26 protein-coding genes and 1 pseudogene are annotated in these 26,012 nt (G+C 68.4%); 16 read left to right on the top strand and 11 right to left on the bottom strand.

What is annotated here, in order from left to right; all coding sequences use genetic code 11:
• Positions 1-21: 21 nt before the first annotated feature.
• On the bottom strand, positions 22-1,206 hold the full coding sequence (locus tag IEZ21_RS26090; protein ID WP_189324314.1) for an amidohydrolase family protein: 1,185 nt from the start codon (positions 1,204-1,206) through the stop codon (positions 22-24).
• A 729-nt stretch (positions 1,207-1,935) separates the two neighbouring features.
• Positions 1,936-2,535, bottom strand: coding sequence for a TetR/AcrR family transcriptional regulator (locus IEZ21_RS26085; protein ID WP_189324313.1), 600 nt, complete (start codon positions 2,533-2,535; stop codon positions 1,936-1,938).
• 141 nt (positions 2,536-2,676) lie between these two features.
• Between IEZ21_RS26085 and IEZ21_RS26080 the strand changes: the two genes are divergently transcribed.
• Both IEZ21_RS26080 and IEZ21_RS26075 read left to right on the top strand, forming a co-directional pair.
• A complete protein-coding gene (locus IEZ21_RS26080; protein WP_189324312.1) occupies positions 2,677-3,471 on the top strand; it encodes an alpha/beta fold hydrolase in 795 nt (264 codons plus the stop codon).
• Between the two features lie 61 nt (positions 3,472-3,532).
• On the top strand, positions 3,533-3,904 hold the full coding sequence (locus tag IEZ21_RS26075) for an antibiotic biosynthesis monooxygenase family protein (protein ID WP_189324311.1): 372 nt from the start codon (positions 3,533-3,535) through the stop codon (positions 3,902-3,904).
• Positions 3,905-4,210: 306 nt separating this feature from the next.
• Here the strand turns inward: IEZ21_RS26075 and IEZ21_RS26065 are convergent.
• The 3 genes and pseudogenes from IEZ21_RS26065 to IEZ21_RS26055 form a co-directional block, all read right to left on the bottom strand.
• Positions 4,211-4,312 (bottom strand): annotated as a pseudogene (locus tag IEZ21_RS26065) (Lrp/AsnC family transcriptional regulator); the annotation flags it as partial.
• 16 nt (positions 4,313-4,328) lie between these two features.
• Positions 4,329-4,784, bottom strand: a complete 456-nt coding sequence (locus IEZ21_RS26060; protein ID WP_189324310.1) for a MarR family winged helix-turn-helix transcriptional regulator — start codon at positions 4,782-4,784, stop codon at positions 4,329-4,331.
• A gap of 101 nt (positions 4,785-4,885) precedes the next feature.
• Complete coding sequence (locus tag IEZ21_RS26055; RefSeq protein ID WP_189324309.1) at positions 4,886-5,341, bottom strand: MarR family winged helix-turn-helix transcriptional regulator; 456 nt, start codon at positions 5,339-5,341, stop codon at positions 4,886-4,888.
• Positions 5,342-5,934: 593 nt separating this feature from the next.
• On the opposite strand from IEZ21_RS26055, the gene IEZ21_RS26050 reads away from it, so the two are divergent.
• Positions 5,935-7,470 (top strand): aldehyde dehydrogenase family protein, encoded by a 1,536-nt coding sequence (locus IEZ21_RS26050; RefSeq protein ID WP_189324308.1) that lies wholly within the window; start codon positions 5,935-5,937, stop codon positions 7,468-7,470.
• 336 nt (positions 7,471-7,806) lie between these two features.
• Entirely contained in the window at positions 7,807-8,997 is a 1,191-nt protein-coding gene (locus IEZ21_RS26045; protein WP_246568157.1) for an amidohydrolase family protein, read from the top strand.
• A gap of 99 nt (positions 8,998-9,096) precedes the next feature.
• On the opposite strand, the gene IEZ21_RS26040 is transcribed toward IEZ21_RS26045, so the two are convergent.
• On the bottom strand, positions 9,097-9,879 hold the full coding sequence (locus IEZ21_RS26040) for an IclR family transcriptional regulator (RefSeq protein ID WP_246568155.1): 783 nt from the start codon (positions 9,877-9,879) through the stop codon (positions 9,097-9,099).
• A 72-nt stretch (positions 9,880-9,951) separates the two neighbouring features.
• On the opposite strand from IEZ21_RS26040, the gene IEZ21_RS26035 reads away from it, so the two are divergent.
• The 10 genes from IEZ21_RS26035 (at position 9,952) to IEZ21_RS26000 (ending at position 18,363) form a co-directional block, all read left to right on the top strand.
• The gene (locus IEZ21_RS26035) at positions 9,952-11,076 is read left to right on the top strand and encodes a cupin domain-containing protein (RefSeq protein ID WP_373302298.1); all 1,125 of its coding nucleotides are present in this window, start codon (positions 9,952-9,954) and stop codon (positions 11,074-11,076) included.
• Positions 11,073-11,903 carry a fumarylacetoacetate hydrolase family protein gene (locus IEZ21_RS26030; protein WP_189324306.1) on the top strand — a complete coding sequence of 277 codons (831 nt, stop codon included), beginning with the start codon at positions 11,073-11,075 and terminating at the stop codon, positions 11,901-11,903. Before IEZ21_RS26035 ends, IEZ21_RS26030 begins: the two co-directional genes overlap by 4 nt.
• Positions 11,900-12,046, top strand: coding sequence for a hypothetical protein (locus IEZ21_RS47830; protein WP_246568153.1), 147 nt, complete (start codon positions 11,900-11,902; stop codon positions 12,044-12,046). Before IEZ21_RS26030 ends, IEZ21_RS47830 begins: the two co-directional genes overlap by 4 nt.
• A complete protein-coding gene (locus tag IEZ21_RS48890) occupies positions 12,016-12,342 on the top strand; it encodes a maleylpyruvate isomerase N-terminal domain-containing protein (protein WP_373302302.1) in 327 nt (108 codons plus the stop codon). The genes IEZ21_RS47830 and IEZ21_RS48890 overlap by 31 nt, the downstream gene beginning before the upstream one ends.
• Positions 12,279-12,632: a DinB family protein gene (locus IEZ21_RS47825; protein ID WP_246568151.1), complete on the top strand. Its 354-nt coding sequence runs from the start codon at positions 12,279-12,281 to the stop codon at positions 12,630-12,632. Before IEZ21_RS48890 ends, IEZ21_RS47825 begins: the two co-directional genes overlap by 64 nt.
• Before the next feature lie 284 nt (positions 12,633-12,916).
• Positions 12,917-14,215, top strand: a complete 1,299-nt coding sequence (locus tag IEZ21_RS26020) for an SNG1 family protein (RefSeq protein ID WP_189324305.1) — start codon at positions 12,917-12,919, stop codon at positions 14,213-14,215.
• 68 nt (positions 14,216-14,283) lie between these two features.
• On the top strand, positions 14,284-14,853 hold the full coding sequence (locus IEZ21_RS26015) for a TetR/AcrR family transcriptional regulator (protein ID WP_189324304.1): 570 nt from the start codon (positions 14,284-14,286) through the stop codon (positions 14,851-14,853).
• Between the two features lie 285 nt (positions 14,854-15,138).
• The gene (locus IEZ21_RS26010; RefSeq protein WP_189324303.1) at positions 15,139-15,603 is read left to right on the top strand and encodes a winged helix-turn-helix transcriptional regulator; all 465 of its coding nucleotides are present in this window, start codon (positions 15,139-15,141) and stop codon (positions 15,601-15,603) included.
• A gap of 369 nt (positions 15,604-15,972) precedes the next feature.
• Positions 15,973-17,322, top strand: a complete 1,350-nt coding sequence (locus IEZ21_RS26005; RefSeq protein ID WP_189324302.1) for an SCP2 sterol-binding domain-containing protein — start codon at positions 15,973-15,975, stop codon at positions 17,320-17,322.
• Between the two features lie 78 nt (positions 17,323-17,400).
• The gene (locus tag IEZ21_RS26000) at positions 17,401-18,363 is read left to right on the top strand and encodes a PDR/VanB family oxidoreductase (RefSeq protein ID WP_189324301.1); all 963 of its coding nucleotides are present in this window, start codon (positions 17,401-17,403) and stop codon (positions 18,361-18,363) included.
• Between the two features lie 134 nt (positions 18,364-18,497).
• Here the strand turns inward: IEZ21_RS26000 and IEZ21_RS25995 are convergent, their stop codons facing one another.
• From IEZ21_RS25995 to IEZ21_RS25980, 4 genes are all read right to left on the bottom strand, one after another.
• Positions 18,498-19,367, bottom strand: coding sequence for a sugar phosphate isomerase/epimerase family protein (locus tag IEZ21_RS25995; protein WP_189324300.1), 870 nt, complete (start codon positions 19,365-19,367; stop codon positions 18,498-18,500).
• Positions 19,364-20,386: a Gfo/Idh/MocA family protein gene (locus IEZ21_RS25990; protein ID WP_189324299.1), complete on the bottom strand. Its 1,023-nt coding sequence runs from the start codon at positions 20,384-20,386 to the stop codon at positions 19,364-19,366. Before IEZ21_RS25990 ends, IEZ21_RS25995 begins: the two co-directional genes overlap by 4 nt.
• A gap of 64 nt (positions 20,387-20,450) precedes the next feature.
• Positions 20,451-21,884, bottom strand: a complete 1,434-nt coding sequence (locus IEZ21_RS25985) for a sugar porter family MFS transporter (protein ID WP_189324298.1) — start codon at positions 21,882-21,884, stop codon at positions 20,451-20,453.
• Between the two features lie 2 nt (positions 21,885-21,886).
• Complete coding sequence (locus IEZ21_RS25980; RefSeq protein ID WP_189324297.1) at positions 21,887-22,846, bottom strand: TIM barrel protein; 960 nt, start codon at positions 22,844-22,846, stop codon at positions 21,887-21,889.
• Positions 22,847-23,072: 226 nt separating this feature from the next.
• On the opposite strand from IEZ21_RS25980, the gene IEZ21_RS25975 reads away from it, so the two are divergent.
• Positions 23,073-24,077 (top strand): LacI family DNA-binding transcriptional regulator, encoded by a 1,005-nt coding sequence (locus tag IEZ21_RS25975; RefSeq protein WP_189324380.1) that lies wholly within the window; start codon positions 23,073-23,075, stop codon positions 24,075-24,077.
• Positions 24,078-24,116: 39 nt separating this feature from the next.
• Here IEZ21_RS25975 and IEZ21_RS25970 read toward each other — a convergent pair whose 3' ends face one another.
• Entirely contained in the window at positions 24,117-25,121 is a 1,005-nt protein-coding gene (locus IEZ21_RS25970) for a sugar ABC transporter substrate-binding protein (protein WP_189324296.1), read from the bottom strand.
• A gap of 453 nt (positions 25,122-25,574) precedes the next feature.
• Here IEZ21_RS25970 and IEZ21_RS25965 point away from each other — a divergent pair, with 453 nt between their 5' ends.
• Positions 25,575-25,988 (top strand): DUF6069 family protein, encoded by a 414-nt coding sequence (locus tag IEZ21_RS25965; protein WP_189324295.1) that lies wholly within the window; start codon positions 25,575-25,577, stop codon positions 25,986-25,988.
• The last annotated feature ends 24 nt before the right edge of the window (positions 25,989-26,012 follow it).

Raw genomic sequence — 26,012 nt, 5'->3', positions numbered from 1 at the left:
GGCTCGGCGTGCGGTCGCGGCTCAGCGCGAGCCGGCGCGGCGTATACGCGCCTTCAACTTCGGGAACTGCTCGAGGGCGTTGGTCCGCTCGAGAGCGATTCGCTCGCGCCGACTGAAGACCTCATCGACGGTCGGTTCGGGGTCGCCTGCCTTGAGAAGCGGCAGGCTGCCCTTCAGGAAGGGCATCGTCTCGACATTGTCGGCCGCGTAGAGATGGCGGGTCGCCGGCCAGTCGCTGCCGAACATGATGTGGTCGGCGGGCACCAGCGACGACAGCGGCTCCAACTGCGCGGCGGTGAACGCCTGTGCGTCGTCGAAGAACATCCGCTTGATGTAGGTGAGAGGGCCTTCCGGCAGCACCTCATTGAACGGCGGGAAGGCCGAGTGCCGCGTCGCGAGCCGGTAGGCCAGGAACGGCAGCGCCCCGCCGCAGTGCGTGAAGTGCCAGCGGATGTTCGGGTAGTCCCGCAGAACACCGTTGTAGATCAGGCTCGTCATCGCACGGGTCGCGTCGAACGTGTACTCGAAGACGTTGTTCCCGGCCGGAATGTCGGGGCCGAAGCAGAGCTTCGGAGCCGGGTTCTCCTCCGGACCCGTCGGGTGGACGTAGACGTAGGCACCGCGGTCATTGAGGATCTCGTACAGAGGCTTGAAGGAAGGGTCCCCCAGGTAGGTGCCCTTGTAGTTGGTGAGCAGGCAGATGCCGTCGAGATCCAGTTCGCCGAGCGCGCGGTCCACCTCGGCCACCGAGCCCTCGATGTCGGGCATCGGGGTGACCGCGAAGATCCCGAACCGGTCACCCCGGGTCTGCACGAGGTCGCGGGCCCAGTTGTTGACCGCGCGGGCGGTGGCGCGCCGGTCGTCGACCGGGCCGACGGTGACCTGGAGGTCGCCGAACGACAGGACGCTGGCCTGGATCCGGTACTGGTCCATGAAGGCCAGGTGCCGATCGACCGACCACGGACCGTACGCCCCGGTAATGGCGCCGAGGAGGCCGTAGCGCTCCAGGTAGTCGTTGTACACGTCGGGGGAGTAGTGCGCGTGGGTATCGATACGCCAGTTGCCCTTCGGCAGCCCCGGACCGGACGGCGCCGCCTCCGGACTGGCCATGGCAGCCGGCACCGTGGCCGCCGCCGCCGTGACAAGCGCCGCGGCCGATGCCCCTTCGATCATCCTTCGACGCGAGATGTTCCGTCGCAGGTTCATTTCCAGATCCCTCTTCATTCTGTGTGCGAGTCAGGTCGTATGTGCGTGCGTCGCGGCGCCGTCGCCAGGCCGGGCAGGGCCTGCGCAGGACGGCGATGGTCCCCGCCGTAATGGAGACCGCTGCCTCCACGCGCGGGCGTGCGCGTGGTCCAGGCCGATCGGGGAGCGCAAGCGGGTAAGTCGCTCCTCGGCCGGGCCGGTCACCGCCAACAGGCGGTTCCTTCGCGTAGCGCGTCATCGCCGACCGTCGGCCCAACGGGGTCCACGTGCCTGGCCGACTCCAGCCGAAGGAACGCGCCGATCACAACGGAACCGGACAGCGCGGTGTCAACCGCCGTCGTCAGGTGCCGCACAGCGGGGTGATCAACGGTGTCCACCGGCGAGACGAGGAGTGCGTGCATGACCGCCAGACAACAGTCGCCTCATAAAGCACGTGCCGCTCAGCGCATGAAGCTTCCATGAAGCCAATCGCCGGACTGGCGCCCACTTCCCGCAGCGGTCACGTGCTTCTTCCGGATTCAGGTGCCGCCCCCCGGCCACCATCCTGAGGAAACTGACGCGGAAGGCGCTGCCACCCGACCGGTACGACGAACGCGAGACTTACTCAGACGCCAGCGGTGTGGTGAGGCCCGACTCGATGGGGGTGGCGATGACGGGTTGACGCGAGTCCGTTTCGCTGCCTGAACGCAGTTGTTCCGGTTGTCCTCTGTCAAGAGCTCTCGGCGAGTGCTACTGGGAGTCCTGCGGTGTGCCAGCGCGCTGCAGCGTGGTGAGCCACTGGGTCACGACGGCGTCGATGAAGGTGTCGGTGACCTGGCCGCGGTCGAGGAAGAGGCGGGCGAGGACGGGCCCGTACAGCAGGGTGAACTCGTCGTCGCTGATCTGGATGCCCGAGGGCTCCAGCAGCTTGTTGAAGTCGGTGTGGCGGTCTTCGCCGATGCGGACGAGTGCCCGGGCGCTGTCGGGGTCGTGATCGGCCTGGGCGGTGACGGCCAGAGCCGCGGTGCGCACGGCCGGCACGCTGACGCCGGCGCGCAGGCTCTTCAGCCAGGCGGTGGCCACGGCGCGCACGTCGGTGCCCGGTTCGGGGTAGGTGCCGAGGTCGGGGCCTTCGAGGATGAGGTCGAAGAGCAGTGCGGCTCGGGTGGGCCAGTGCCGGTAGAGGGTCTGGCGGGTGACGTCTGCCCGCTCGGCCAGCAGGGCATAGGTCAGCCCGGCCGGTCCGACCTGAGGCAGCAGTTCTCGGGCGACGGCCAGCACGCGGTTGCGGGTGCGCTGCACGCGCGGGTTGCCCGGGGTCGGCTGACGGCGATGGAGGGGCTGCTTCATGCCGCCATCCTATCGATAAATCATACGCCGTGCGTGATTAGCGTCACAGTCCAAATCATACGCCACGTGTGATACATATGAAGAGTAATCACACGCACTGGATGATTCTCGTGTGTTGGCGCCTGTGAAAGGTAGATGGTCATGTCATCTCGGAACTTGCTCGAGCCGACGTTCGCCCGTACGCGCCTGGGTTCCGGCCCCGGCCTGCTCCTGGCCCACGGCGCCGGCAGCAGCCTGGCCAACACCTACGGCCCCGTCCTGGAAGCCCTCGCCGCCCGCCACACCGTCGTCGGCATCGACTACCCCGGCAGCGGCGACACCCCCCGCTCCACCACCGCGCTGTCCGTCGACGACCTCGCCGACCAGCTCATCGCCGCCGCCGACGCGGAGGGCCTCGACCGCTTCGCCGTGTCCGGCTTCTCCCTCGGCGGCCCGGTCGCCATCCGCGCCGCCGCCCGCCACCCCGAGCGCGTCAGCGCACTCGTCCTGACCGCCGCCTTCGGGCACCGCGACAACCGGCTCGCTCTCGCCTCCTCGGTCTGGAGCAAGATCGCCGCGTCCGGCGACCGCGAACTGCTCGCCGAGTTCCTGCTCCTGATGGCCCTCGGCACTCAGGCGCTGGAGTCGATGCCGTCCGAGCAACTGCAGCAGATCCTCGGCTTCACCGCCGCCACCGCAGCCGACGGCAGCTCCGAGCAGACCGACCTCGTCGGCCAGGTCGACGTCCGGGACGACCTCGCCGGCCTCAAGGTCCCCACCCTGGTCATCTCGACCACCGACGACCGGCTCACCTCCCCCGCCCTGCACCGCCACCTCGCCGAGACCATCCCCGGCGCCCACCTCGCGGACATCGCCACCGGCCACCTGCCGATGCTGGAACGGACCGAGGAGTGGCTGCAGCTCATCACCGACTTCCTCGGCAAGCACCACGCCTGAAAACCCACCACGCGCGGGACCACACAGCGGACCCGCTTCCCCTCGAGTTCATGGAGGAACCATGCTCAAGTTCGGCAACCTCGACGAGTCCACCGCCTTCCGCGACCAGCAGAAGGAGAAGGCCGGCCCGGTCACCATCATCAACACGTTTGTCGCCCCGGAAGGCAAGGAGGACGAGGTGGTGGCCGCCTGGGCGGACGACGCGGAGTACATGAAGAAGTCGGGGAGCCTTCTTTCGGTGCAGCTGTACCGGGGCATCGGCGGCAGCCGGCTTTTCACCAACGTCGCGGTCTGGAAATCCACCGAGCACCTCCGTGCAGCGCTCGGCACGCCGGAGTTCGCCTCGCACCTGGAGCGCTACCCTGCCGGCACCGTCGCCTACCCGCACCTGTACCAGAAGTTCGCTGTCGAGGGCGTCTGCGAAGGGGAATGATGATCGCTCCCCGATTCCGGGCTGCCGTTCGCCACGCACACGACGTGTGAGGGGGCGCTTCCCGTTGCTGGTCCGACGGTCGGGACGGGTCGGCGGTGATGGCGGTACCCGGAGCTGTTCCCCAGGTACCGCCAGAGACCGGCAAAGCAGCTTTGACTTCCTCAGGGGAAGCGGCAGCATCACCGCAACGTCGTCGGCCCGCCCTCTTCTCGCTCAGGTGGGTGTACAGCTCGTCGGGGCTCCGGAAGCGGACGGAGACGACGATGTCGGCCTGGCCGGTGGTGGCGGACGCGAAACGCACCTCCGGGTGTGTGGCGAGACTTTGAGGACGGCGGCGATACGGCTGAACGGTGCGCGCCCGTCGAGTTGCAGCGCATGCAGTATCTGGAGGTCGAGGGAATCGAGAGTCGGCGGGCCTGCCGTCTCACGCCTCCCGGACCACGTCGGCCACCTCGTTGAGCAGTGCCCTCAGCTGTGCGGCTTTCTTGGTCCCCAGCTTCTCGGCGATCCGCTCTTCGATCTCCACGATCACGGCATCGGCATCGCGCAGGGAGTCCCGGCCGGCGTCCGTGAGGTGAAGCTCCTGCACGTGGCGGTGGCGTGGGTGCGGCCGACGTTCCAGTTGGCCCCGGCCCTCCAGGCGGGCCACCTGGGAGGCCACTGCCTGCGGGGTGACGTTCAGGTGGCGGGCCAGTTCCGCGCCGGTCAGGCCGGGATGGTTATGGACGGAGATCAGCAGGGCGTACTGCGCGGCCGCGATGCCCTGAGGTCGTAGCCGCTGATCCTTCCGGGCCTGCACAGCCCACTCCGCCCGCCGCAGCGCCCAGGTCACCCGGTCCAGCGCGTCGGCGGCGATCGGCCGTTCGTCATCCTGTGTCACGCGGCGAGAATACGACACATGGGCGCTGGTCAAGTGCTTGATTGTGTTCAAGTGAATGAATAGCCAAGTGAATGAACAGCTCAGCCGACGGGACCGCGGGCTCAGACCTCGCGAACCGTCTCGGCCACCCGGTCGAGCAGACCCCGCAGCTGCGCGGTCTCGTCCGGGCCGAGACCATCGGTGATCTGCCTCTCGATGTCGGCGATCACTTTGTCGGCCGCGTGCAGCGCCTCCCTCCCGGCGTCAGTGAGGTGCAGCTCCTGCACATGCCGGTGACGCGGATGGTCGCGCCTCTCCAGCTGCCCGCGGCTCTCCAGGCGCGCCACCAACGAGGCGATGGCCTGTGGGGTCACGTTGAGGCGGCGGGCCAGCTCGGCGCCGGTCAGCCCCGGCTCGACATGCACCGAGATCAGGAGCGTGTAGTGCGCCGCCGCCATGCCCAGGGGGCGCAGCCGCTGCTCTTTGAGTGTCTGCACCGCCAGCTCCGCGCGGCGCAGCGCCCAGGTCACCCGGCCAAGTGCGTCGAGCCCGACGGGCTCCTCGTCATTCCGTATCACGCGAGAAGGATACGACACTTCAAGAGCGTAAAGCGTTTGATTCCTGTCCATGTTTAGTGGCCGCTCTGGTCGCGGGCGCCAATCAGCCCACCCTCGCGGCTCGCTACATGGACCCGCGAACATGGGGGGCCATGGCTGGCGGGCGGGCGGCTGTCTCCCGCAGCCTCCTCGGCCACTGTCCACCGCTCGGTCTCGAGCGGGCCTGTGGTGCCCGCCGTGCACCCTGGCCTTCCTGGCCACCGTCAACCGTGTGCCGGTTTCCTCCCTCGGCGTGACCCGGTTCGGGCAGTCCGGATCGCTCGAGGGCGTCTACCGCCATCACGGCTCGATGCGGACAGCATCGTTCGTGCCGCCCTTGACTTGACTGCTGAGTCGCAAGAACCCTTCTAGCTATCAAACACTTGATGCTAGCAAAGTTGGTTGATATTCTGGTGCTTGCTCGGCCCTCGAGCCATCGCTGAAGTCATTCACGTCGGCGTGCATCCGCTGTCACACAGTGGCCCTTCACCACGCCGAAGACCGCGTCCGTCACCTGTCATCGCCCTCGGGGTGCTGCTCGGGCGCAGGCGGTCGCAAGAAAGTGGGAGAAACCCGTGACCAACAACACTCCAACGATCACGCGTGACGGAGTCATCGGACAGGACGGGAGCGAGGTGGTCACCATCGACCAGGCCACCGGGGCCGAGTTCGCCCGGTACCCCGCGGCGGGCAAGGAAGAGGCGGCCGCGGCCGTCGCTGCCGCCCGCTCGGCCTCCGGGCCCTGGTGGGACCTCGGATTCGAGGGCCGCGCGGAGCGGCTGCGCGCGTGGCGGCGGGAGATGGCCGTGAGCGGTGAGGAGGGAGCCGCCCTCATTCACGCCGAGAACGGCAAGCCTCTCGACGAGGCCCGCATGGAGGTGCTCGGGATTCTGGAGCACGTGCGGTACGCCATCGAAAACGCCGAGCGCGTACTGGGACGCCGGGAGCTCCCCGGTAGCCCCACCGTGCCCAACCAGCGTGCCTGGGTCGAGTACCAGCCCTACGGCGTCGTCGGTGTCATCGGCCCGTGGAACTTCCCCCTCGTCACGCCAGGGGCCATCCTGATCGAGGCGATCGCGGCCGGAAACGCCGCCATCCTCAAGCCCAGCCAGATCACGCCCGGCATCGGGGAGTGGCTCGTCCGGACCTGGCAGCGTGCGGTCCCCGGCTTCCCGGCCGTACTCCAGTGCCTCAACGGGTTCGGGGCCACGGGCCAGGCACTCATCGAAGCCGGCCTGAACAAGCTCGCGTTCACCGGCAGCGTCAACACGGGCAAGACGGTGGCCGCCCAGTGCGCGCAGACCCTGACCCCCGTACTGCTCGAACTCGGCGGAAAGGACGGCGTCATTGTGGCCGAGGACGCCGACCTGGACGAAGCCGCCAAGCACGTCGTCTGGGGCGCTATGCAGAACACCGGGCACGGCTGCATCAGTCTCGAAGTGGCCTACGTCGTCGAGTCGGTTCACGACGAGTTCGTCGAGAAGATCAGCGACCTTGCCAAGCAGGTACGCGTCGGCAGTGACGAGGACGCGGAGATCGGGCCGGTCCCCCTGCCCACCCAGGTACCGATCATCCGGGAGCACATCCAGGATGCTCTCGAGCGCGGCGCGACAGCCACCGTCGGTGGCGTCGAGGCAGTGGGGGAGCGCTATGTCACCCCCACCGTCCTCGTCGGCGTGACCCCCGACGCCCTGGCGGCGACGGAGGAGACGTTCGGGCCCACGCTCGCCGTCGTCGAGGTCACCGACACCGAGGAGGCCATCGCGCACATCAACGCCGGCCGGTACGGACTGGGCAGCGCCGTCTTCAGCCGCGACCGCGGCGAAGCCATCGCCCGTCAACTCCGCGTCGGAATGACCAGCATCAACGACGCCCTGGTGTTCTCCATCAACCCCGCGGTGCCCTTCGGCGGTCGCGGTGACAGCGGTTACGGGCGCAAGCAGGGCGAGGAAGGACTCCGGGAGTTCGCCTACCCGCACTCCTTCACCGCCAAGACCGGCCCCGCTCAGTTCTCGGCCACCACCTTCGGCAGGCCCGTGGGCGCGATGGCGGGAGCCCTCGCCGGCGTACGCAACAGGATCCTGGCCGAGGGCGGCGAGAAGACCGACTGATCAGGCGAGAAGACCGACTGATCAACCGACGGGCGGAGACGACCGGTTCCGGGCCGAGCGCGTTCCGGCATCCACTCCGTCACCAGGCCGGTCATTGACCGGCTTGGCACCGGGTCCGAGATGGCGCACCACCTCGGACCCGGTCGCCGGAGGCGGCCCGCCGATGGTGCAAGCAGACTGTAACCAGCCGACGCCATGCCCGCCGACACGACCCGGTGGCGGCGGCTCGGAGGGCCATCGGACCTCTCCGGAGGAAACGACGCGCACCTTCGCGGAGCGCACCAGGCATTGGTACGTCCCGACAACCACCCACGCCACCATCGAGGAAGAGTGGACATGTCCAACGAACGTCCCTTCCAAGCCGTGACTCCACCCGCCGAGCCCCCCACCGAGGCCACCCGGCGAAGATTCATCGCCGCGACCGCCGCTGCCGGAGGAGCCGCCGTGGTCGGCGGCCTGGTCACGGGGTCGCCCGCGCTGGCAGCCGAGGCAGCGCCCGGCAGCCGCGCCTCCACGACGGTCGGCAGCTCGAAGGACCGTCGGAACACTCAGAAGGAGAAAAAGCTGCGCATCGTGGCCGTGGAAGAGGCGTTCTCCGTTCCCGGAGCCATCCGGCAGGCGGAAGCGATCCGTCAGCGCATGGCCGTGCCGGAGGAGATAAAGCAGGATTGGTTCCGGCGCCTGGCCGATCTGACCGAACTGCGGCTGGCGGACATGGACGCCAACGGCGTCGATGTCCAGGTCCTCTCGTATTCCACGCCCGGCCTGGAAGTGATCGAGGATCCGGCGGAGGCGGTGGCCGTCGCCCGGCGGGTCAACGACTATCTGGCCAAGGCGATCGCCGAGCATCCGAACCGGTTCGCGGGCTTCGCGGCCCTCCCGCTGCAGGACCCCAAGGCCGCGGTCGTGGAGTTGCGCCGGGCGGTGAACGAACTCGGGCTCAAGGGCGTGCTGTACAACGACCACGTGCGGGGGCGTTACCTGGACGAGCCGCAGTTCAGGCCGGTATGGGCCGAACTGGAGCGCCTCGAGGTGCCGCTGTATCTGCATCCGGCCGCTGTTCCGGTCGACAACTGGCGTGTGTTCAATGGGTATCCCGTGCTGGTCGGGCCGTCCTGGGGGTGGACCGCGACGACGGGGGCCCATGCGCTCCGGCTGATCTATGGCGGCGTGTTCGACGAGTTCCCCGGCGCGTCGTTGATGTTGGGGCACATGGGAGAGCTGCTGCCGTTCCAGATGGCCCGGCTCGACAGTCGCTACCCCCACGTGCCTGTTGAGCAGAGGGTGCAGCACCTGCCCTCGTACTACCTGCGGAACAACGTGTACGTCACCACCAGCGGAGTCATGTCACACGCGGCACTGCTGGGAGCCGTCCACGCGGTCGGGGTCGACCGGGTGCTGTTCGCCGTCGACTACCCGTTCGAGTTCACTGCCGAGGCGGTGGGGTTCCTGCGCTCCGCACCGCACGAGCCGGCCGACCTCAAGCGCATCGCGCACGGCAATGCCGAGCGAATTCTCAGGCTGTGAACACCCAACAGCCTGTGTAGAGAGGTCGTATGACGAGCCTCGAAGACTGCTACGGCGTGCGCCACCATGCGGCTTGACGATGGCGCACGCCGTCGTCCTTCACAGCTCCTGACCGATGTCCTGCACGGTCGCGAGCAGAGGGCGTGACAGTTCCGCGAGCCGCGCGCGGGTGCAGCGGACGGACGGAGCCGCCACGGCTACGGCGGCCACGGCGGTGCCGGTGCGGTCGCGTACGCACGCGCCGACGGCGTGCACGCCGCGCTCGCTCTCCTGGAAGTTGAGGGCGTAGCCGTGGCGGCGCACGGACACCAGCTCGTTCATCAGGCGCTCGAAGTCCTCGGACGCCTCGGAGGGCTTGGTCCGGTCCCCGGGGAGCCCGTTGGGGTAGAGGGCCCGGAGCCGGTCCGCCGGCAGTGCCGCGAGCAGGGCTTTGCCGCCCGAGGTCACGTGTGCGGGCAGGAGCGTGCCGGTGCGGTAGCTGACGCGCAGCGCCTGAGGGCCCTCCATGCCGTCCAGGAAGCGGCTGCCGTTGCCCTCGAGCACCATCAGGTGGGTCGTCTCACGGACGGCGTCCGCCAGCCGTCGCAGGTGGGGGTGGGCGACGGTGACCAGATCCGGGGGAGGAGTCGCCTGGCTTCCCCTGATCGCCTGCAGAGCCGGCCCCGGCCGGTACACCTTGTGGCGGTCCTGCGCCGCGAATCCCTCGAAGACGAGCATCGCGAGGATCCGGTGAGCGGTCGAGCGCGCGACGCCGAGCCGGTCCGCGACGTCCATAACCCGAAGCTCGTCGAGCTCGTGCAGCAGCCGGACGACGCGCAGGGCGTTGCCGGCGGCGCTCACCGGATACGAAGGGCTGGGCGAGCGGTCCGCTGAATTCTCCATAGAGGAATCCTAGCTTTCGAGGATTCCGATGAGGGGAAACATCGGCGTAGCGTCATGAAACAGCGCGGGACGATGCGCGCTTCTTCTGACGGTCGCCGTAGACACGACGTGGAGGTTTCCGTGACCGACACCACCAGCGAACAGACCGAGCGCAAGCTGCTCGACGAGCTGTACGCGGACTTCGAGGACGCGGGCCTGATCCCGCTGTGGACGCAGGTGGACGACCTCATGCCGATGTCGCCGCAGCCTGCCGCGATCCCGCACCTGTGGCGGTGGGCGGAGCTGCTGCCCATCGCACAGCGCTCCGGAGAGCTCGTGCCGGTGGGACGTGGCGGCGAGCGCCGCGCCATGGCCCTGTCCAACCCCGGCCTTCCGGGCCTTCCCTACGCCACTGCGACCCTGTGGACCGCGATCCAGTACCTGGGGCCGCGCGAGGTCGCCCCCTCGCACCGGCACAGCCAGGGCGCCTTCCGGTTCGTGCTCGAAGGCGAGGGCGTGTGGACCAACGTCGACGGGGACGCGGTGGCGATGCGGCGCGGTGACCTGCTGCTCACGCCGAGCTGGGCCTTCCACGAGCACCAGAACGTCACCGACAAGCCGATGGCCTGGCTCGACGGCCTCGACATCCCGCTCGTCTCCCAACTGGACGCCGGCTTCTTCGAGTTCGGCCCCGACGAGCTCTCCACCCGCGCCACCCCCGAGCGCTCACGCGGCGAGCGACTGTGGGGCCACCCCGGGCTGCGCCCGATCGGCCAACCCGACCGGCCCAACTCCCCGCTGGGCGCCTACCGCTGGGAACACACCGACGCCGCCCTGACCGCCCAGCTGGAACTGGAGGACGAAGGCGTACCCGGCGTGCTCGAGCCCGGACACGCCGGAGTCCGCTTCTCCAACCCCACCACCGGCAAGGATGCCCTGGTCACGATGCGTACCGAGATGCGCCGACTGCGGGCCGGCGCACAGACCGTCCCGGTGCGCTCGGTCGGCTCCGCGGTCTGGCAGGTGTTCGACGGCGAGGCGGTCGCCCATGTCGGTGACAAGGTCTTCGAGATCGCCAAGGGCGACCTGTTCGTCGTCCCGTCCTGGTGCGAGGTCTCGCTGTCCGCCCGTACCCAGGTCGACCTTTTCCGTTTCAGCGACGAGCCCGTCTACGAGGCCCTGGGCCTCGCCCGTACCTCCCGAGGAGCCCACAAGTGAAGCTCGCCACCATCCGGGTCGACGGCACCACGCGCGCCGTCCGTGTCGACGAGAACAAGGCGGTGGACCTGGGCGAGAGCGACCTGGTGGCCTTCCTGCGCCACGGCGACTGGGCGGCGCGTGCCGCGGACGCCGCCGGCGACGCGTACGAGGGTGCCCTGGACTACGCCCCGGTGGTCGTCTCGCCGGAGAAGGTCGTGTGCGTCGGCCTCAACTACCGCACCCACATTCTGGAGATGGGCCGCGAACTCCCCTCGCACCCCACGCTGTTCAACAAGTACGCGCGGGCGCTGGTCGGCGCGTACGACGATGTGACCCTGCCCGCTTCCTCCACGCAGATGGACTGGGAGGCCGAACTCGGCGTCGTGATCGGGGCCGAGGTCCGGCACGCCGACCCGGAGCGGGCGCGGGCCGCGATCGCCGGGTACACCGTGCTCAACGACGTCACCGCCCGCGACTGGCAGTACCGCACCACCCAGTGGGACCAGGGCAAGACCTTCGAGGCCACCACCCCCATCGGACCGTGGCTGGTGACCGCCGACGATCCCGCAGTGGCCCCTCAGGGCCTGAGCCTGTCGTGCGAGGTCGACGGCGACACGGTGCAGAAGGCCGACACCGGGGACCTCGTCTTCGACCCGGCCACGCTGGTCGCGTACCTGTCCGAGATCATCATGCTGGTGCCCGGCGACGTGATCGCCACCGGTACTCCGGGCGGGGTCGGCCATGCCCGCAAGCCCGCCCGCTACCTGCAGGACGGTTCGCTCCTCGTCACCCGGATCGAGGGAATCGGCGAGTGCCGCAACACCTGTCGCCGGGAGACGCGGTGAGTGCACGCCCGGGCGCGATGCTGGAGCGGGCCGCCAAGGGCACGGCCGCCTTCGAAGCCGCCGTGCACTGGCTGACCGACTCGGGGCTCACCAGGCCCTCGTACCTGCCGGGCTGGAGCAGGGCCACGTCGTCGCCCACGTAGCCCGCGACGCCGAGGCCCTCGTCAACCTGCTGACCTGGGCGCGGACAGGTGTCACGACGCCCATGTACGCAAGTGGCGACCAGCGTGCGCGCGAGATCGAGGACGGCGCCCGCCAACCGGTCGGCGCCCTGCGCACCGACCTCCTCGCGGCCGATGGGCGACTGGCCGAGGAGTTCCCGACCTGCCGGATGAGTGCTGGGCAGCGACCGTGCGGACGGCACGGGGCCGCGAGGTGCCCGCCTCTCAGGTGCCCTGGATGCGGGTGCGCGAGGTATGGGTCCACGCCGTCGACCTGAACATCGACACCATCTTCGACGACGTCCCGCACGAGGTGTGCAACGCGCTCCTCGACGACGTGGCCGCCGCCTTCCGGGCCCACCCGGACTGTCCCCTCGTCGAGCTGCGGGCTCCGGACTGCGCCGCAGCTCAGGCGGCCGTCAGTTTCCGGATGCGTGGGTGGTTCTCCAGCGCCCACCGCACGGTCTTCGGCGGGCGTCCGAGGAGGGTTTCCAGTTGGTCGGTGGTGCCGCGGTATCCGCCGCCGCCCATCAGCCGGGTCGGGGCTTCGGGGGTGCCTCGACTTTGACCCGGGAAACCGACCGGTTTACGATGCGGCTGAGACCGATCGGTTTCTCCTGGGGGCGTGACCGCGATCCGGGGGCGTCGTCGGCATCGCGGGTGGAGTCGACCCGGTGCTGTTCGGGGCTTGGTGGCGATGTGCTCGTCGGAGGGGTGGCGCCGAGTCAAGAGGTCTGCCGCTCTTCCGAGGCGCGCCCGCGCCGAGGGCTGAACGTACCGAGGAGCTCGGCCCGCAACGGTGCCGTCCGGTCTTCTCCTGGCGCAGTCGTGTTGTCGAGATCGGAGTAGGCCATGCAGGAAATTCATCCCTTCCGCGTTCTGCGCGCGAAACCGCTGTGGATCGCCAACGGTGTCATCACGGGTGTCCTGGCGCTGTTGTTCACCGTGTTCTATGTCGGCGCCAGCATCGACCCGGTCGATCACATGGAGAAGCTGCCCGTAGGTCTGGTCAACGCCGACAAGGGGGCTGACGCCGGTGGCAAGCAGGTCAACCTGGGCGGGCAGATCACCGAGTCGATCAAGAAGTCCACCGTGAACGGGGGCAAGATCGACTGGAAGGTGATGGACGAGAAGGAGATGAAGGACGAGCTCGGCGAGGGCAAGTTGTTCGGCGCGCTCGTCGTGCCCGACGACTTCACCTCCTCTGTCACCGCACTGGCCGACACCTCGGCCACCGGGACCCCGGCCCGCCCGACGCTGACGGTGCTGACCAACCAGTCCGCCGGCAGCGTGGGCTCCAGCCTGGCTCGGGCGGCGACGACGCAGGCGGCCGAGAGTGCCTCGCTCCAGGTGGGCAAGGAGCTGACCGCGCAGAACGGGGCCGGGCAGGCGAAGCTGCCCGCCGCGGCGCGCGTCCTGCTCGCCGACCCGGCCGCCGTCACGGTCAAGGACGGGCATCCACTCGACTCGCACAGCGGTCTGGGTCTGACGGCGTTCTACTACGCGCTCGTCCTGGTGGTCTGCGGCATGCTCTCCGCCAATGTCATCAGCGGCCAGGTGGACCACGCCCTCGGCTACACCCACAACGACATGGGCCCGCTGCGCCTGCACCGTCCACTCATCCGGGCGACCCGGGTGCAGACCCTCGCCATCAGCAGCACCCTCATGGTGGGCCTGTCCCTGTTGATGGGAACCCTGGTCATGGCGGGCGCGGTCGGCGTCATGGGCATGGACGCCGTCCATCTGCCGCTGCTGTGGCTGTTCTCGGTGTGCGCCATCGCAGTTTCCGGGATCGGTGCGCTCTCCCTCCTCGCCGTCTTCGGCACGCCCGGCATGCTGGTGGTCACGCTGGTCTTCATCGGGATGGCGGTGCCGACGGCCGGTGCCACCACCCCCATCGAGGCGTTGCCCAGCTTCTACCGCTTCCTCGCGGAGTTCGAGCCGCTGCGGCAGATCACGGGTGGTATCCGTTCGATCCTCTACTACGACGCCCAGGGCGACGCGGGTCTGACCCGGGGCTGGGTGATGATGGCCGTCGGCCTCGTGGTGGCCGCGCTGTTCGGCTTCGGCATGACCGGTTGGTACGACCGCAAGGGGCTGCACCGCGTCCCGGCCGAGAAGAAGCCCGAGGAGACTGCCGTGGCGGTGTAGCGGAGACGTCGCCGCACCTGGTAAACCGATCGGTTTCAATTTCGAGAAAACCGAGTTAGCCTCACAGTATGACCACACAGGCGAAGCCGACCTCCCGAGAGCGGCTGCTGGAGGCGGCGGCCACACTCGCCTACCGCGAGGGCGTCAGTATCGGCGTCGAGGCGTTGTGCAAGGCGGCGGGGGTGTCGAAGCGCTCCATGTACCAGCTGTTCGAGAGCAAGGACGAGCTGCTGGCGGCGAGCCTGGACAAGGGCGCCGCTGACTTCGTGGCGGGGCTCCTGCCGGCGGCGGACGATGGCCGTTCACCCCGCGAGCGGATCCTGCACGTCTTCGAGCAGCTGGAGTCGCTGGCGGGTGCGCCCGAGTTCCGCGGCTGTCAGTACCTGGCTGTGCAGATCGAGCTCAAGGATCAGACCCACCCCGCGAGCCGGGTGGCGCACCGGGTCAAGGGGGGCCTGACGGCGTTTTTCCGTGCCGAGGCCGAACAGGGCGGGGCGAGCGATCCCGACCTGCTGGCCCGGCAGCTCAGCCTGGTCTTCGATGGCGCCAGCGCCCGTGCGGGGATCGGGGCCGACAAGCTGACCGGGCTCATCGCACCCACTGTGGCTCTCCTGCTCGATGCGGCGGCCATGCGCTGACGCGCCCCTTTTCGCGCAGCCCCGGGGCGCAAGGTGGTCCTCTCGTTCCGTTGACAGTGAGAGCGTTCGCGATCGAGCAGGGGCGTGGGCGGTCGGCGGCAGACGTGAGCGACAACCTCTGCGTAGAGCGAGCGGGTGGAGGGCGCCGAGTCAGGAAGCTGCGGGGGTGTTCAGCCCTTGGCCGCGCCGGAGGAGGAAAGCTTGGGGTGAGCACTGGCCGGGGACTGCCCGGCGCCCGACCTCTGAGGCCGTCAGTTGCATGGCGCAACGTGCTAGATTGAAAGCATGTTGGGCCGGACCTACGAAAATCAGCTGTGCTCCATAGCCAGGACCCTTGAGGTTGTCGGCGAGCGCTGGACTTTGCTGATCATTCGCGATGCGCAGCTTGGCCTGCGCCGGTTCGAGGAATTTCAAGACAGCCTCGGTATCGCCCGCAACGTGCTTACCAACCGCCTCACCAAGCTGGTCGACGAGGGGTTGCTTGAGCGGGTCTGTTACCAGGAGCGGCCCGCCCGCTACGAGTACCGGCCGACGGGCAAGGCCAAGGACTTGCTCACCGCCGTGCTTGCCTTGATGCACTGGGGCGATGAGCACGCCGAGGACCCAGCCGGCCCGCCACGGATCACCAGCCATGCGGGATGCGGGGGCAACGTTCGGGAACGGCTCGTGTGCACCGGATGCGGACAAGTGGTGGGGCCGGACGCCGTTCTCCTGCTTCCTGGCCCGGCGCTTACCGACTCCCCGGCCTGACACAGGCGCTGCGGTGGAATCCGATCCGCGATCCGACGCCAGTGCCGCGCCCGCATCGCCCCCGAGTCCGTAGGGCTGCCCGAGCGCGGCGCAGGCCACTGGGCCCGGAAGCAGATGCGTCAGCTGTGAATGATCAAAAGGATCGCAGCCGCCGGCGCTCCGAGCAGCACTGCGCCAACGTCGTACGACAGCTTGTGCTGCCGTAGGGGAGGCATTGCTCTGTCCAGGGCGACACCGCTGGCGCCCAGGCCCTGTCAGCCCCGCGGCATCGCACCCACAACCTCGATAGTTGCTTCACGAAACCCCTGCGACTAGAGTGCGAGTTGCTTCATGAAACTCACTCTTCCCGCTCCCGTGAGGTGACGCCCGATGGCCAAACAGAACAAGCTCGACGACCATCCCACCGTCGTCCAGGTCCGCCAGCGGCGCGAGCGCGGCTCCGCCCGGCCCGCCGAGCCGCTGGATGCGGCATGGCTGCGGCAGCTGTGTCTCGACGCGGGCGCGGACGACGTCGGTTTCGTCGAGATCGACCGGCCGGAAGTCGCCGACCAGCGAGCGGACCTGGGCGCCGCGCTGCCGGGTGTCCGAACGTTGATCAGCTTCGTGGTCCGAATGAACCGGGAGAACATCCGCACTCCGGCGCGTTCGGTGGCCAACCTGGAATTCCATCACAGTGGCGACCACACCAACGAGGTAGGCCGGCAAGTGGTGGCCGAGCTGGAGGCGATGGGTGTGCGCGCCATCAATCCCGCGATGGGTTTTCCGATGGAGATGGACAAATTTCCCAGGAAAGCGTGGGTCGTCTCGCACAAGCCGGTCGCCGTGGCGGCCGGGCTCGGCAAGATGGGAATTCACCGCAACGTCATCCACCCGAAATTCGGCAACTTCATCCTGTTGGGCACCATTCTGATCGACGCTGAGACAAGCGACTCCTCCCAGCCTATCGAGTTCAACCCTTGCCTTGAATGCAAGCTGTGCGTGACCGCCTGCCCGACCGGGGCGATCGCCTCCGACGGGCACTTCAACTTCTCCGCCTGCTACACGCACAACTACCGCGAGTTCATGGGTGGCTTCGGCGACTGGGCCGAACAGGTCGCTGAGAGCCGCAACGCCGACGACTACCGCTCACGGGTGAGCGACGCCGAGAGCGCGTCCATGTGGCAAAGCCTCTCCTTCGGCGCCAACTACAAGGCTGCCTACTGCATGTCGGTCTGCCCGGCCGGCGAGGACGTCATCGGCCCCTGGTTGGACAGTCGCAAGTCACACCTGGACACGGTCGTCCGCCCACTGATGAACAAGGAAGAGACCGTCTACGTCCTCTCGGACTCCGACGCCGAGCAGCACGTGGCCAGTAAATTCCCACACAAACGCACGAAGCGAGTAGGACAGAGCCTGCGGGCGAACAGCATCGAGGGTTTGGTGGAAGGCATGCCGCTGATCTTTCAGCGAGAGCAGGCCGCGGAAATGTCCGCAACCTATCATTTCACCTTCACCGGCGCCGAGTCCCGGCAGATCACCGTGACCATCCGCGACCGCGAACTCGATATCGCCGACGGGCATCACGGCGAGCCGGATCTCAAAATCACCGCCGACGCGGGCACCTGGCTGCGTTTCCTCACCAAACGGGCAGTGCTGCCGTGGGCGTTGCTGCGTCGCCGCATCAAGATGCAGGGCTCGCCGCGGCTGTTGCTGGCCTTCGGCCGTTGCTTCCCGTCCTGATCGGTCCGGAAGAAATGGACCGATGAATTATCGCCCGAACTATCGCCTGAATTATCGCCACGAAATGGAAGGCCGATCATGAGCACCCTCCGCACCGAGGTCGAGCGCGACCTCGTACTGGAACGCAAGGAGACGGTGGCCGAAGGTGTTGTGCTGCTGACGTTGCGCGACGCGGAAGGCCGGCCGCTGCCGGAATGGGAGCCGGGAGCACACATCGATCTGATGCTGCGAGCGGATCTGGTCAGGCAGTATTCGCTGTGCGGGGACCCGGGGGACCGGTCCCGTCTTCAGGTCGCGGTGCTGCGTGAACCGGAAAGCCGGGGCGGGTCGAGCTACGTGCACGACGTGCTCTCCGAAGGTGAGTCGGTACGCATTCGCGGGCCCCGCAACAACTTTCCGCTCGAGAAGACCAAGCGCTACCTGTTCATCGCAGGCGGGATCGGAATCACCCCGATGCTGCCCATGCTGGCGGCCGTCCACGCGCGCGGCGCCGACTGGCGCCTCGTCTACGGGGGGCGCACCCGAGCGTCGATGGCGTTCCGCGATGATCTGCAGCGGGCCTACGGAGAGCGGGTGATGCTGCGGCCGCAGGACGAATACGGGCTGCTGGACCTGCCTTCGCTGCTGGGCAAACCGCAACGGCGGACAGCCGTCTATTCCTGCGGCCCGGAGCCGCTGCTCGCGGCGGTCGAATCCGGCTGCGAGAAGTGGCCGAGTGGGGCCCTGCACGTGGAGCGCTTCGCCCCGAAGAAGGACGTCACTGCCGGGCCACACAGCACCTTCGAGGTAGAGCTCGCCCAGACCGGCAAGACGCTGCTGGTCTCTGAGGACACGTCCGTTCTTGAGGCCGTCGCAGATGTCGGTGTGTCGGTGATGACGTCGTGCGAGGAGGGAATCTGCGGAACCTGCGAGACGACGGTGTTGTCCGGGGAGATCGACCACCGCGACTCGGTCCTGAACGACCAGGAGCGCGCGGCAGGCGACACCATGATGATCTGCGTCTCCCGGGCCAAGAGCGACCGCCTGGTCCTCGACCTCTGATCCACGGCGGGACCGGATGGTCTCCCGGGCCGGACGACATCCGCGAGAGCGCTCCGCGTACGACGCGTACCACGGTTTACGAGGCACGCGGAGCGCTCTGCCGGAAGGCGGAGGCTGGTTGCCGCCGTCCGCTCTCAGGTGGCGAGTTCCTTGGTGATGCGGTCCAGCATGAACGCCGAGGAATCGCGGGCCCGTTCCTCCCAGGCGAAGACGCAGGACGTGGCGACGCCGTCGAAGTTCAGCTCGCGCAGGGTGCCGAAGAAGGTGTCCCAGTCGACCTCGCCCTGGCCGATGTCCAGGTGCTGGTGGATACGGGCCGGGGTGCCCGGAGGGTTGAGGATGTAGCGCAGACCGCTGGAGCCCTTGTGGTTGAAGGAGTCCGCGATGTGCACATGCTGCAGCTTGTCGCCGGCGTAGCGCATCATCTTCGCGATGTCCGCGCCGACCTCCGAGGCGCCGGACAGGTGGAAGGTGTGCGGGGTGCAGTAAAGGTAGTTCACCCAGGGCTTGTTGATCGCGCGGACCAGGTCGACCGCGGGGGTGTTCTCCTCGCAGAAGTCGTCCGGGTGGGCCTCCAGATTCAGAGCGATGCCTTCGCGCTCGAACACCGGCAGCAGTTCCTCCAGCGAGCGCCAGAAGGCGGACTCGCTCTCGGCGGCGCGCTCCGGGCGGCCGTTGAACTCCGAGTTCATCAGCGGACATCCGAGGTCCGCGGTGATCTCGATCATCCGCTTCCAGTAGCGTACGGCGGTCTGCCGCTCGGTCTCGTCGGGCGAGGACCACTTGTAGAGCGGCAGCACCGAGGACAGCTGGACGCCGTGCGTGCGCAGGGACTTCTTGAACGAGGCGACGCGCTCGTCGTCCGCCCGCGGGTGCAGGAAGAACGGCATGAAGTCGTCGCGCGGGGACAACTCGATGTACTCGTAGCCGAGTTCGGCGACCGTGCGCACCATGTCGTCGAGCGGCAGGGCGCGGAACATATAGGGGTCGAGGGCGATTTTCACGCGGCACCTCCGTAGAACGCGGGGCGGGGCTTCATGTCGGCGGAGACGACGGTTCCGTCGGACTCCAGGGAGTGGACGGCGGCGTCGGTGATGACGGTGGCGGCGTAGCCGTCCCAGGCGGACGGGCCGGTGGGCTCCGCGCCCGTCGCGACCGAGGCGATCCACTCGCGGAACTCGGTGTCGAAGGCCTCGGCGAAGCGGACCTTCCAGTCCTGCATGACAGCTGTGGCGTGCCCGGCCGCCGCGGTGCGGACGTTCACGGCGGCCGGGTCGGGCAGCCGGACCAGGCCGTCCTCGCCGACGACCTCGCACTGGATGTCGTAGCCGTACTGGCAGTTGACGAAGACCTCGAGGTCGATACGCACCCCGCTGACGGTCTCGAAGATCATGATCTGCGGGTCCTTCAGGTGCGCGAACCGCTTGCTCGTGGCGCGCGGCGTGACCACCTGGGCGGAGACGATCTCGTCGTCGAGCAGCCAGCGCAGTACGTCGATCTCGTGGACCGCCGTGTCCTGCGCCGCCATCGCGGAGTGGTACGCGTCCGGCACCGTCGGGTTGCGGTGCGCGCAGTGCACCATCAGCGGGGCGCCGAGAGTACCGGCGGCGAGGACCTCCTTCATCTGGCGGTAGCCGGGGTCGAAGCGGCGCATGAAGCCGACCTGGACCAGGCGGCTGCCATGCGCGCGCTCGGCCTCGACGATGCGTAGACAGTCCTCGGCGGTCGTCGCCAGGGGCTTCTCGCAGAACACGGGCTTGCCGGCCGCGATGGCGTTCAGCACGTGCTCGGCGTGGGTGGGGCCCCAGGAGGTGACCAGGACGGCGTCCACGTCGGGGGAGTTGACCAGCTCGGCGCCGTCCGGCAGCACGGCGGCGCCGACGGTGGCGGCGACCTCGGCGGCGCGGGCGGCGTCCAGGTCGGTCACCGCGGTGACGGTGGCCCCGGTGACCACCTCGGTGAGGCGCCGGATGTGGTCCTGGCCGATCATTCCGGTGCCGATGACACCTACACGTACGGTCATGGCCGTATCCCTTCGAAGGGCTTGCGGAGCCGGGAGGTCCATTACCGGCCCACGGGGGAGGAGGTCAGGAGAAGCGGGCCTTGAGTTCCGCCTCCAGCGTCTCGAGCGTGCGGCCCTTTGTCTCGGGGACGTAGCGCTTGACGAAGGCGAGCGAGAACAGACCCGCCAGCACGAAGAGGAAGAAGGTGTTGGAGATCCCGATCCCGTCGACCAGCGACGGGAAGACGAGACCGATCACGAAGTTGGTCAGCCACAGCACCACGGCCGCGACACCCATCCCGAAACCACGCATCCGCATCGGGAAGATCTCCGACAGCATCAGCCAGGTCACCGGTGAGATCGCACCTTGCTGGAAGGCCAGGAAGGTGACGGTCATGGCGAGCACGGCGTACGCCCGGCCGTCACCGGAGGGCAGCGCCAGGGAGAACACGCCGATCAGCAACAGCGCCGCGGTCGTACCCATCTGACCGGCCATCAGCATCGGGCGGCGCGCCACCCGGCCCAGCAGCCAGATGCCGACGAAGGTCGCCAGCACCGAGATCACGCCGTTGGCGATGTTCGCCGTGAGCGCGCTGTCCGCGGCGAAGCCGGCGTCGGTGAGGATCTGAGTGCCGTAGTACATGATCGTGTTCACGCCGGTGATCTGCTGCACGATCGCGATACCGAAGCCGACGAACATCAGCTTGCGCACCCACGGCGTGCTCTTCATGTCCTGCCAGCCGCCGAGCTTCTGCTCCTCGTCCTTCACGGCCAGCGAGGACACCTCCGCGAGCTCGGCCTCGGCCCGCTGCTGGGAGCGCACATGCTTGAGGACCTCAAGGGCCTCGCCGAAGCGGCTCTGGGAGGCCAGCCAGCGCGGGCTCTCCGGCATCACCAGCATGCCGAACCACAGCACGACGGCGGGGATGGTCGCGATGACGAGCATCCAGCGCCAGACGCCACCGGACTCGCCGCCGACCCGCGCGATGATCGCGTTTGAGGTGAAGGCGAGCAACTGCCCACTGACGATCATGAGTTCGTTACGGGTGACCAGCGCGCCGCGCCGCTCGGCGGGCGACACCTCCGCGAGATAGACCGGCACGGTCACCGACGCGCCACCGACCGCGAGGCCGAGCACGAAGCGGGCCACGACCATGACCGCCGTGTTCGGCGCGAGCGTGCAGCCGAGCGCGCCGACGAAGAACACCACGGCGAGAACAAGGATGGTGCGGCGCCGACCGCGCCCGTCCGAAAGGCGGCCGCCGGTGACGGCACCGAGCGCGGCACCGAGGAGCAGCGAGCTGGTGACCATGCCCTCGGTGAACGGGGTCAGGCCGAGGTCCTCGGTCATGTACGGCAGGGCGCCGTTGATGACGCCGGTGTCGTAACCGAAGAGCAGTCCGCCGAAGGTGGCGATGAGCGTGATGACCCGCAGCCGCCGCTTGACCGTGGGCGAGGCGTCGTCCGGGACGGCGGTGGCGGGAGCAGGGGTCTGGGGCGTGTCCTTGCTGATGTCCATGGTCACCCCTGGTTGTCGTCGAGGACGGGGCGCCGGGTACCGGCCAAGCCGCAGTCGGCCAGGTAGTTCCGCGTGCTGACCGCGATGGGCAGCGGCACCTCGGGAGCGCACGGGTACAGGTCCTGCTCGACGATGACGAACAACTCGGCGTCCAGCCGCGCGAGTTCGGCGACCACGTCGTCCGGCTTCGGCACACCCGCCGGAGGCGACACGCACACACCGCGCTTGACGGCCTCGCCGAAGGAGAGCTTCTCGGTGGCCACCTGGACGAGGATCTCCGGGTCCATCTGCTTGATGTGGACGTAGCCGACGCGCTCCCCGAACCGCCGGATCAGGTCGAGGTTGTCCCCGCCGCCGTAGGCCACGTGCCCGGTGTCCAGGCAGAGGTTCGTGTAGCGGGAGTCGGACTCGTTCAGCAGCCGCTCGATCTCCGGCTGCGTCTGGATGTGGCTGTCCGCGTGCGGGTGGATGACGAGGCGTACGTCGTACTCGTCGAGGAGCAGCTTCCCGAGCCGGTCGGCGGCCCGGCCGAAGCCCGCCCACTGCTCGGCGGTCAGCTCGGGCGACTCGGTGAAGCCGCCGGTCTTCTCGTCCCGGTACATCGGCGGGATGAAGACGAGGTGGTGGGCACCCGTGGCGGCGGTCAGCGCGGCCACCTGCCGGACATGGGCGAGCATGTCGTCCCAGGCCTCCGGACGGTGCAGCGCGCCGAACGCGGTGCCGCCGGAGACCTTCAGGCCGCGTACGGCCAACTCCTCGGCCAGTACGGCTGGTTCGGTGGGGAGGTAGCCGTACGGGCCCAGCTCCAGCCACTCGTAACCGGCCGCGGCCAGCTCGTCGAGGAAGCGGGTGTACGGGACCTGGTGCTCGTCCTCGGGGAACCAGACGCCCCAGGAGTCGGGGGCCGAGCCGAGACACAGGTTGCCCACGACGGTGCGGAGGGGGGACGGCGTCGTTGCCATGGTGCACGTCCTTCGAAGAGGGGACGGGTGGGGTGCTCCGGGGAGTTGCCAGCAGGAAGAGTCGACTGACGCGCTCTACTAGCGCGCGCTAGTGCGAGTACGATGGCGCCTGTCCAAATGTCATGTCAATAGCTTGTTGCCGGGAGATTTCAGGACCGCCCGTAAAGTGGGTGCGTCGAAGGGTGGGTCACAGGTGAATGCGTCGGGCAAGCAGCAGCGGCCCACGATGGTGGACGTCGCCGCGAAGGCGGGCGTGTCCAGGGCGCTCGTCTCGATCATCTTCCGTGACCAGCCGGGGGCGAGCCGGGAGACCCGCGAGCGCGTGCTGCGCGTCGCCGACGAGATCGGCTACCGCCCCGACAACGCGGCCCGCCTGCTGGCCCGTGGCCGCAGCCGCACGCTCGGCGTGATGTTCACCGTCCACCAGACCTTCCACGCCGACCTCGTCGAGGGCATCTATCCCGAGGCCGAGCGGCTCGGCTACGAGGTGCTGCTCTCCGCCACCGGCCAGGGGAGGGGCGAGGCGAAAGCCGTCGAAGCCCTGCTCAGCCATCGCTGCGAGGCGGTGATCCTGCTGGGCCCGGACACGGTGGCCGCGGACCTCGACGCCCTCGGGCACCGTACGGTCGCCGTCTCGGTCGGACGCCGGGTGCCCCAGACCCGCGTCGACAGCGTGCACACCGCCGAGAGCAAGGGCGTACGGCAGGCCATGGACCACCTTGTGGAGCTGGGGCACCGCCGGATCGTGCACATCGACGGCGGTCGGGGTCCCGGCTCGGCCGAGCGGCGGCGTGCGTACCGGGCCGCGATGCGCCGTCACGGTCTGGACTCCGAGCTGCGGGTGATCCCCGGTGACCACACCGAGGAGTCCGGCATCGAGACCGGCCGCCTGCTGGTGGCGGAGCGCGACCGCGGGCTGCCGCTGCCGACGGCGGTTCTCGCCGGCAACGACCGATGCGCGATGGGCCTGTTGATGGCTCTGACACGGGCCGGCGTCGAGGTCCCGCGGGACCTGTCCGTCGTCGGCTACGACGACAGCCACCTGTCCCACCTGATGCCGATCGGCCTGACCACCGTCCGCCAGGACTCGCTCCTGATGGCGGAGTACGCGGTCCGGTTCGCCGTGGAACGCCTGGAGGACGGGGAGCTGGAGCCGCGCGAGGCGGTCCTGGACCCGAAACTGGTGGTACGGGGAACGAGCGGGCCGGCCCCGGAGCAGGGGCCGGCCTGAAGGCTCTGTGAGGGGCGAGGGCCCGCGGCCGCCTGGTCGTTACCGTGTGCCCTTCTCGGCGAACTTGGCGATGGCGTCGACGTTCTCCTCGGTGACGAAGGCCGGACCGGTCAGGACCGGTTCGGCACCGCCGCCGCTGAAGTTTCCGTTGTTCTTGTAGAGCCAGAGGCCGTCCACCGCGAGGTAACCCTGCAGGTAGGGCTGCTGGTCGACGGCGAACTGGACGTTGCCCTCCTTGACGGCGTTCACCAGGTCCTTGTTGAGGTCGAAGGTGGCGACCTTGGCCTTGCTGCCCGCGTCGGCCACGGACGAGACGGCGGTCAGCGCGAACGGAGCGCCGAGCGTGACGACTTCGTCGATGGACGAGTCCTGCTTGAGCTTGGCGGTGATGGTCGACTTCACGGACGGCATGTCGGCGCCGTTGACGTAGAGATTCTCGGTCTTGCCCTCGAACGCCTTCTTCAAGCCCGCACAGCGTGCTTCCAGGGCGACGTGGCCCTGCTCCTGGACCACGCAGACCGCGTTCTTCGCGCCGATCTCGTTGAGGCGCTCGCCGAAGGCCTGGCCTGCGATGTTCTCGTCCTGGCCGAAGTACTCGAGCATGCCGAGCTCTTTCCAGTCGTCCAGGCCGGAGTTGAAGCCGACGACCGGGATGCCCGCCGTCTTTGCCTTGGCCACGACGTCCTTCATGGCGTCCGGCTTGGCCGCGGTGAGGGCGATGCCGTCGACCTTCTGGTCGATCGCGTTCTGCACCAGGTTGGCCTGGTCGGCGGCGTTGGGGCTGCTGGAGTAGACGAGCTTGACGTTGTCCTTGTCGGCGGCGGCCTGCGCGCCCTTGCGGATGAGGTCCCAGAAGGTGTCGCCGGGGGCCGCGTGAGTGATCATGGCCACGGTCATCTTCGGGGTGCTCGCCTTGCCCGCCGCGGCTTCGGCGCCGCCTTCCTCCGACTCCTTGCCACCGGAGCTGCTGGAGCAGCCGGCTGCGAGCAGGGTGCCGGCGAGGACGGTGGCGGCGAGAGCCGCGGTTCGGTGGTGTCTGCGCATGTCCCTTGCACCTCACTGTGCGGTCGGGGAGTGGATACGGGAAGTAGAGGCCTGAAGTAGGGGCCTGGCCCGAAGGACTTCAGGAACCCGGAGCGGAGCACGCCCGGCCCAGGAGGTGGGTGTGCCGTGGGAGGGGTGCGCGGGAGGCAGCGGGACCGTTGTCGGTTGTCCGCGGCGGTCTCATGGGTGCGACCACCTCGCCTTTCGCGACTAGAGCGCATCATTAGCGCGCTCTAGTGCTTGGTAACTATGGAGCCGACCCCTGGTGCTGTCAACAGGTTTGTTCGGATGTCCCGACAGAGGTCGAGGGGAGGGATTCCGCCGCGAGTGGAGGTTGACTGTTGCGCTCTAGGTATAGGTCTTGAAGTTTCAACGATCTTCCGGGAGGCTCTTGTTTTGAAGTTGAAACATTCCTTTCGGAACTCTTCCCGCAGTCCCCTCCCTGGAGTTGCCATGTCCGTTACCTCTGAGGCAGTCGCCGCCCGCCGTGGGCCGCTCGTCGTGGCCGGAGGTGTGCTTGCCGCGATCGTGGTCGGCTCTCTGGCCGACGCTGTGCTTGCCCTCCTTGCCCTGGCCGTGGGTGCGCCCGACGACTTCCAGCCGCTTATGCCGGGCTCGTACATCTTCCTGACGACGGTCGGGGTGGTGGCCGGGGCCATCGGCTGGGCCATCATCCGCAAGGTGTCGAAGGACCCCGAAGCGCTGATGCGATGGCTGGTGCCGACCGTCGTCGTGGTGTCCTTCGTGCCCGACTTCCTGCTCTTCGGTGAAGGCGGAGTGGCCGGCGTCGTGGCGTTGCTGCTGATGCACGTCGCGGTCGCGGTGGTCGCGGTGTTTGCCTACCGCAAGGTCATGCCCTTGTCGTAACGGCACGCGAAAGGCGTCGGGCGG

Source organism: Streptomyces flaveus, from assembly GCF_014647675.1.
GTDB lineage: Bacteria > Actinomycetota > Actinomycetes > Streptomycetales > Streptomycetaceae > Streptomyces > Streptomyces flaveus.
This window is presented reverse-complemented; position numbering and strand designations above follow the sequence as displayed.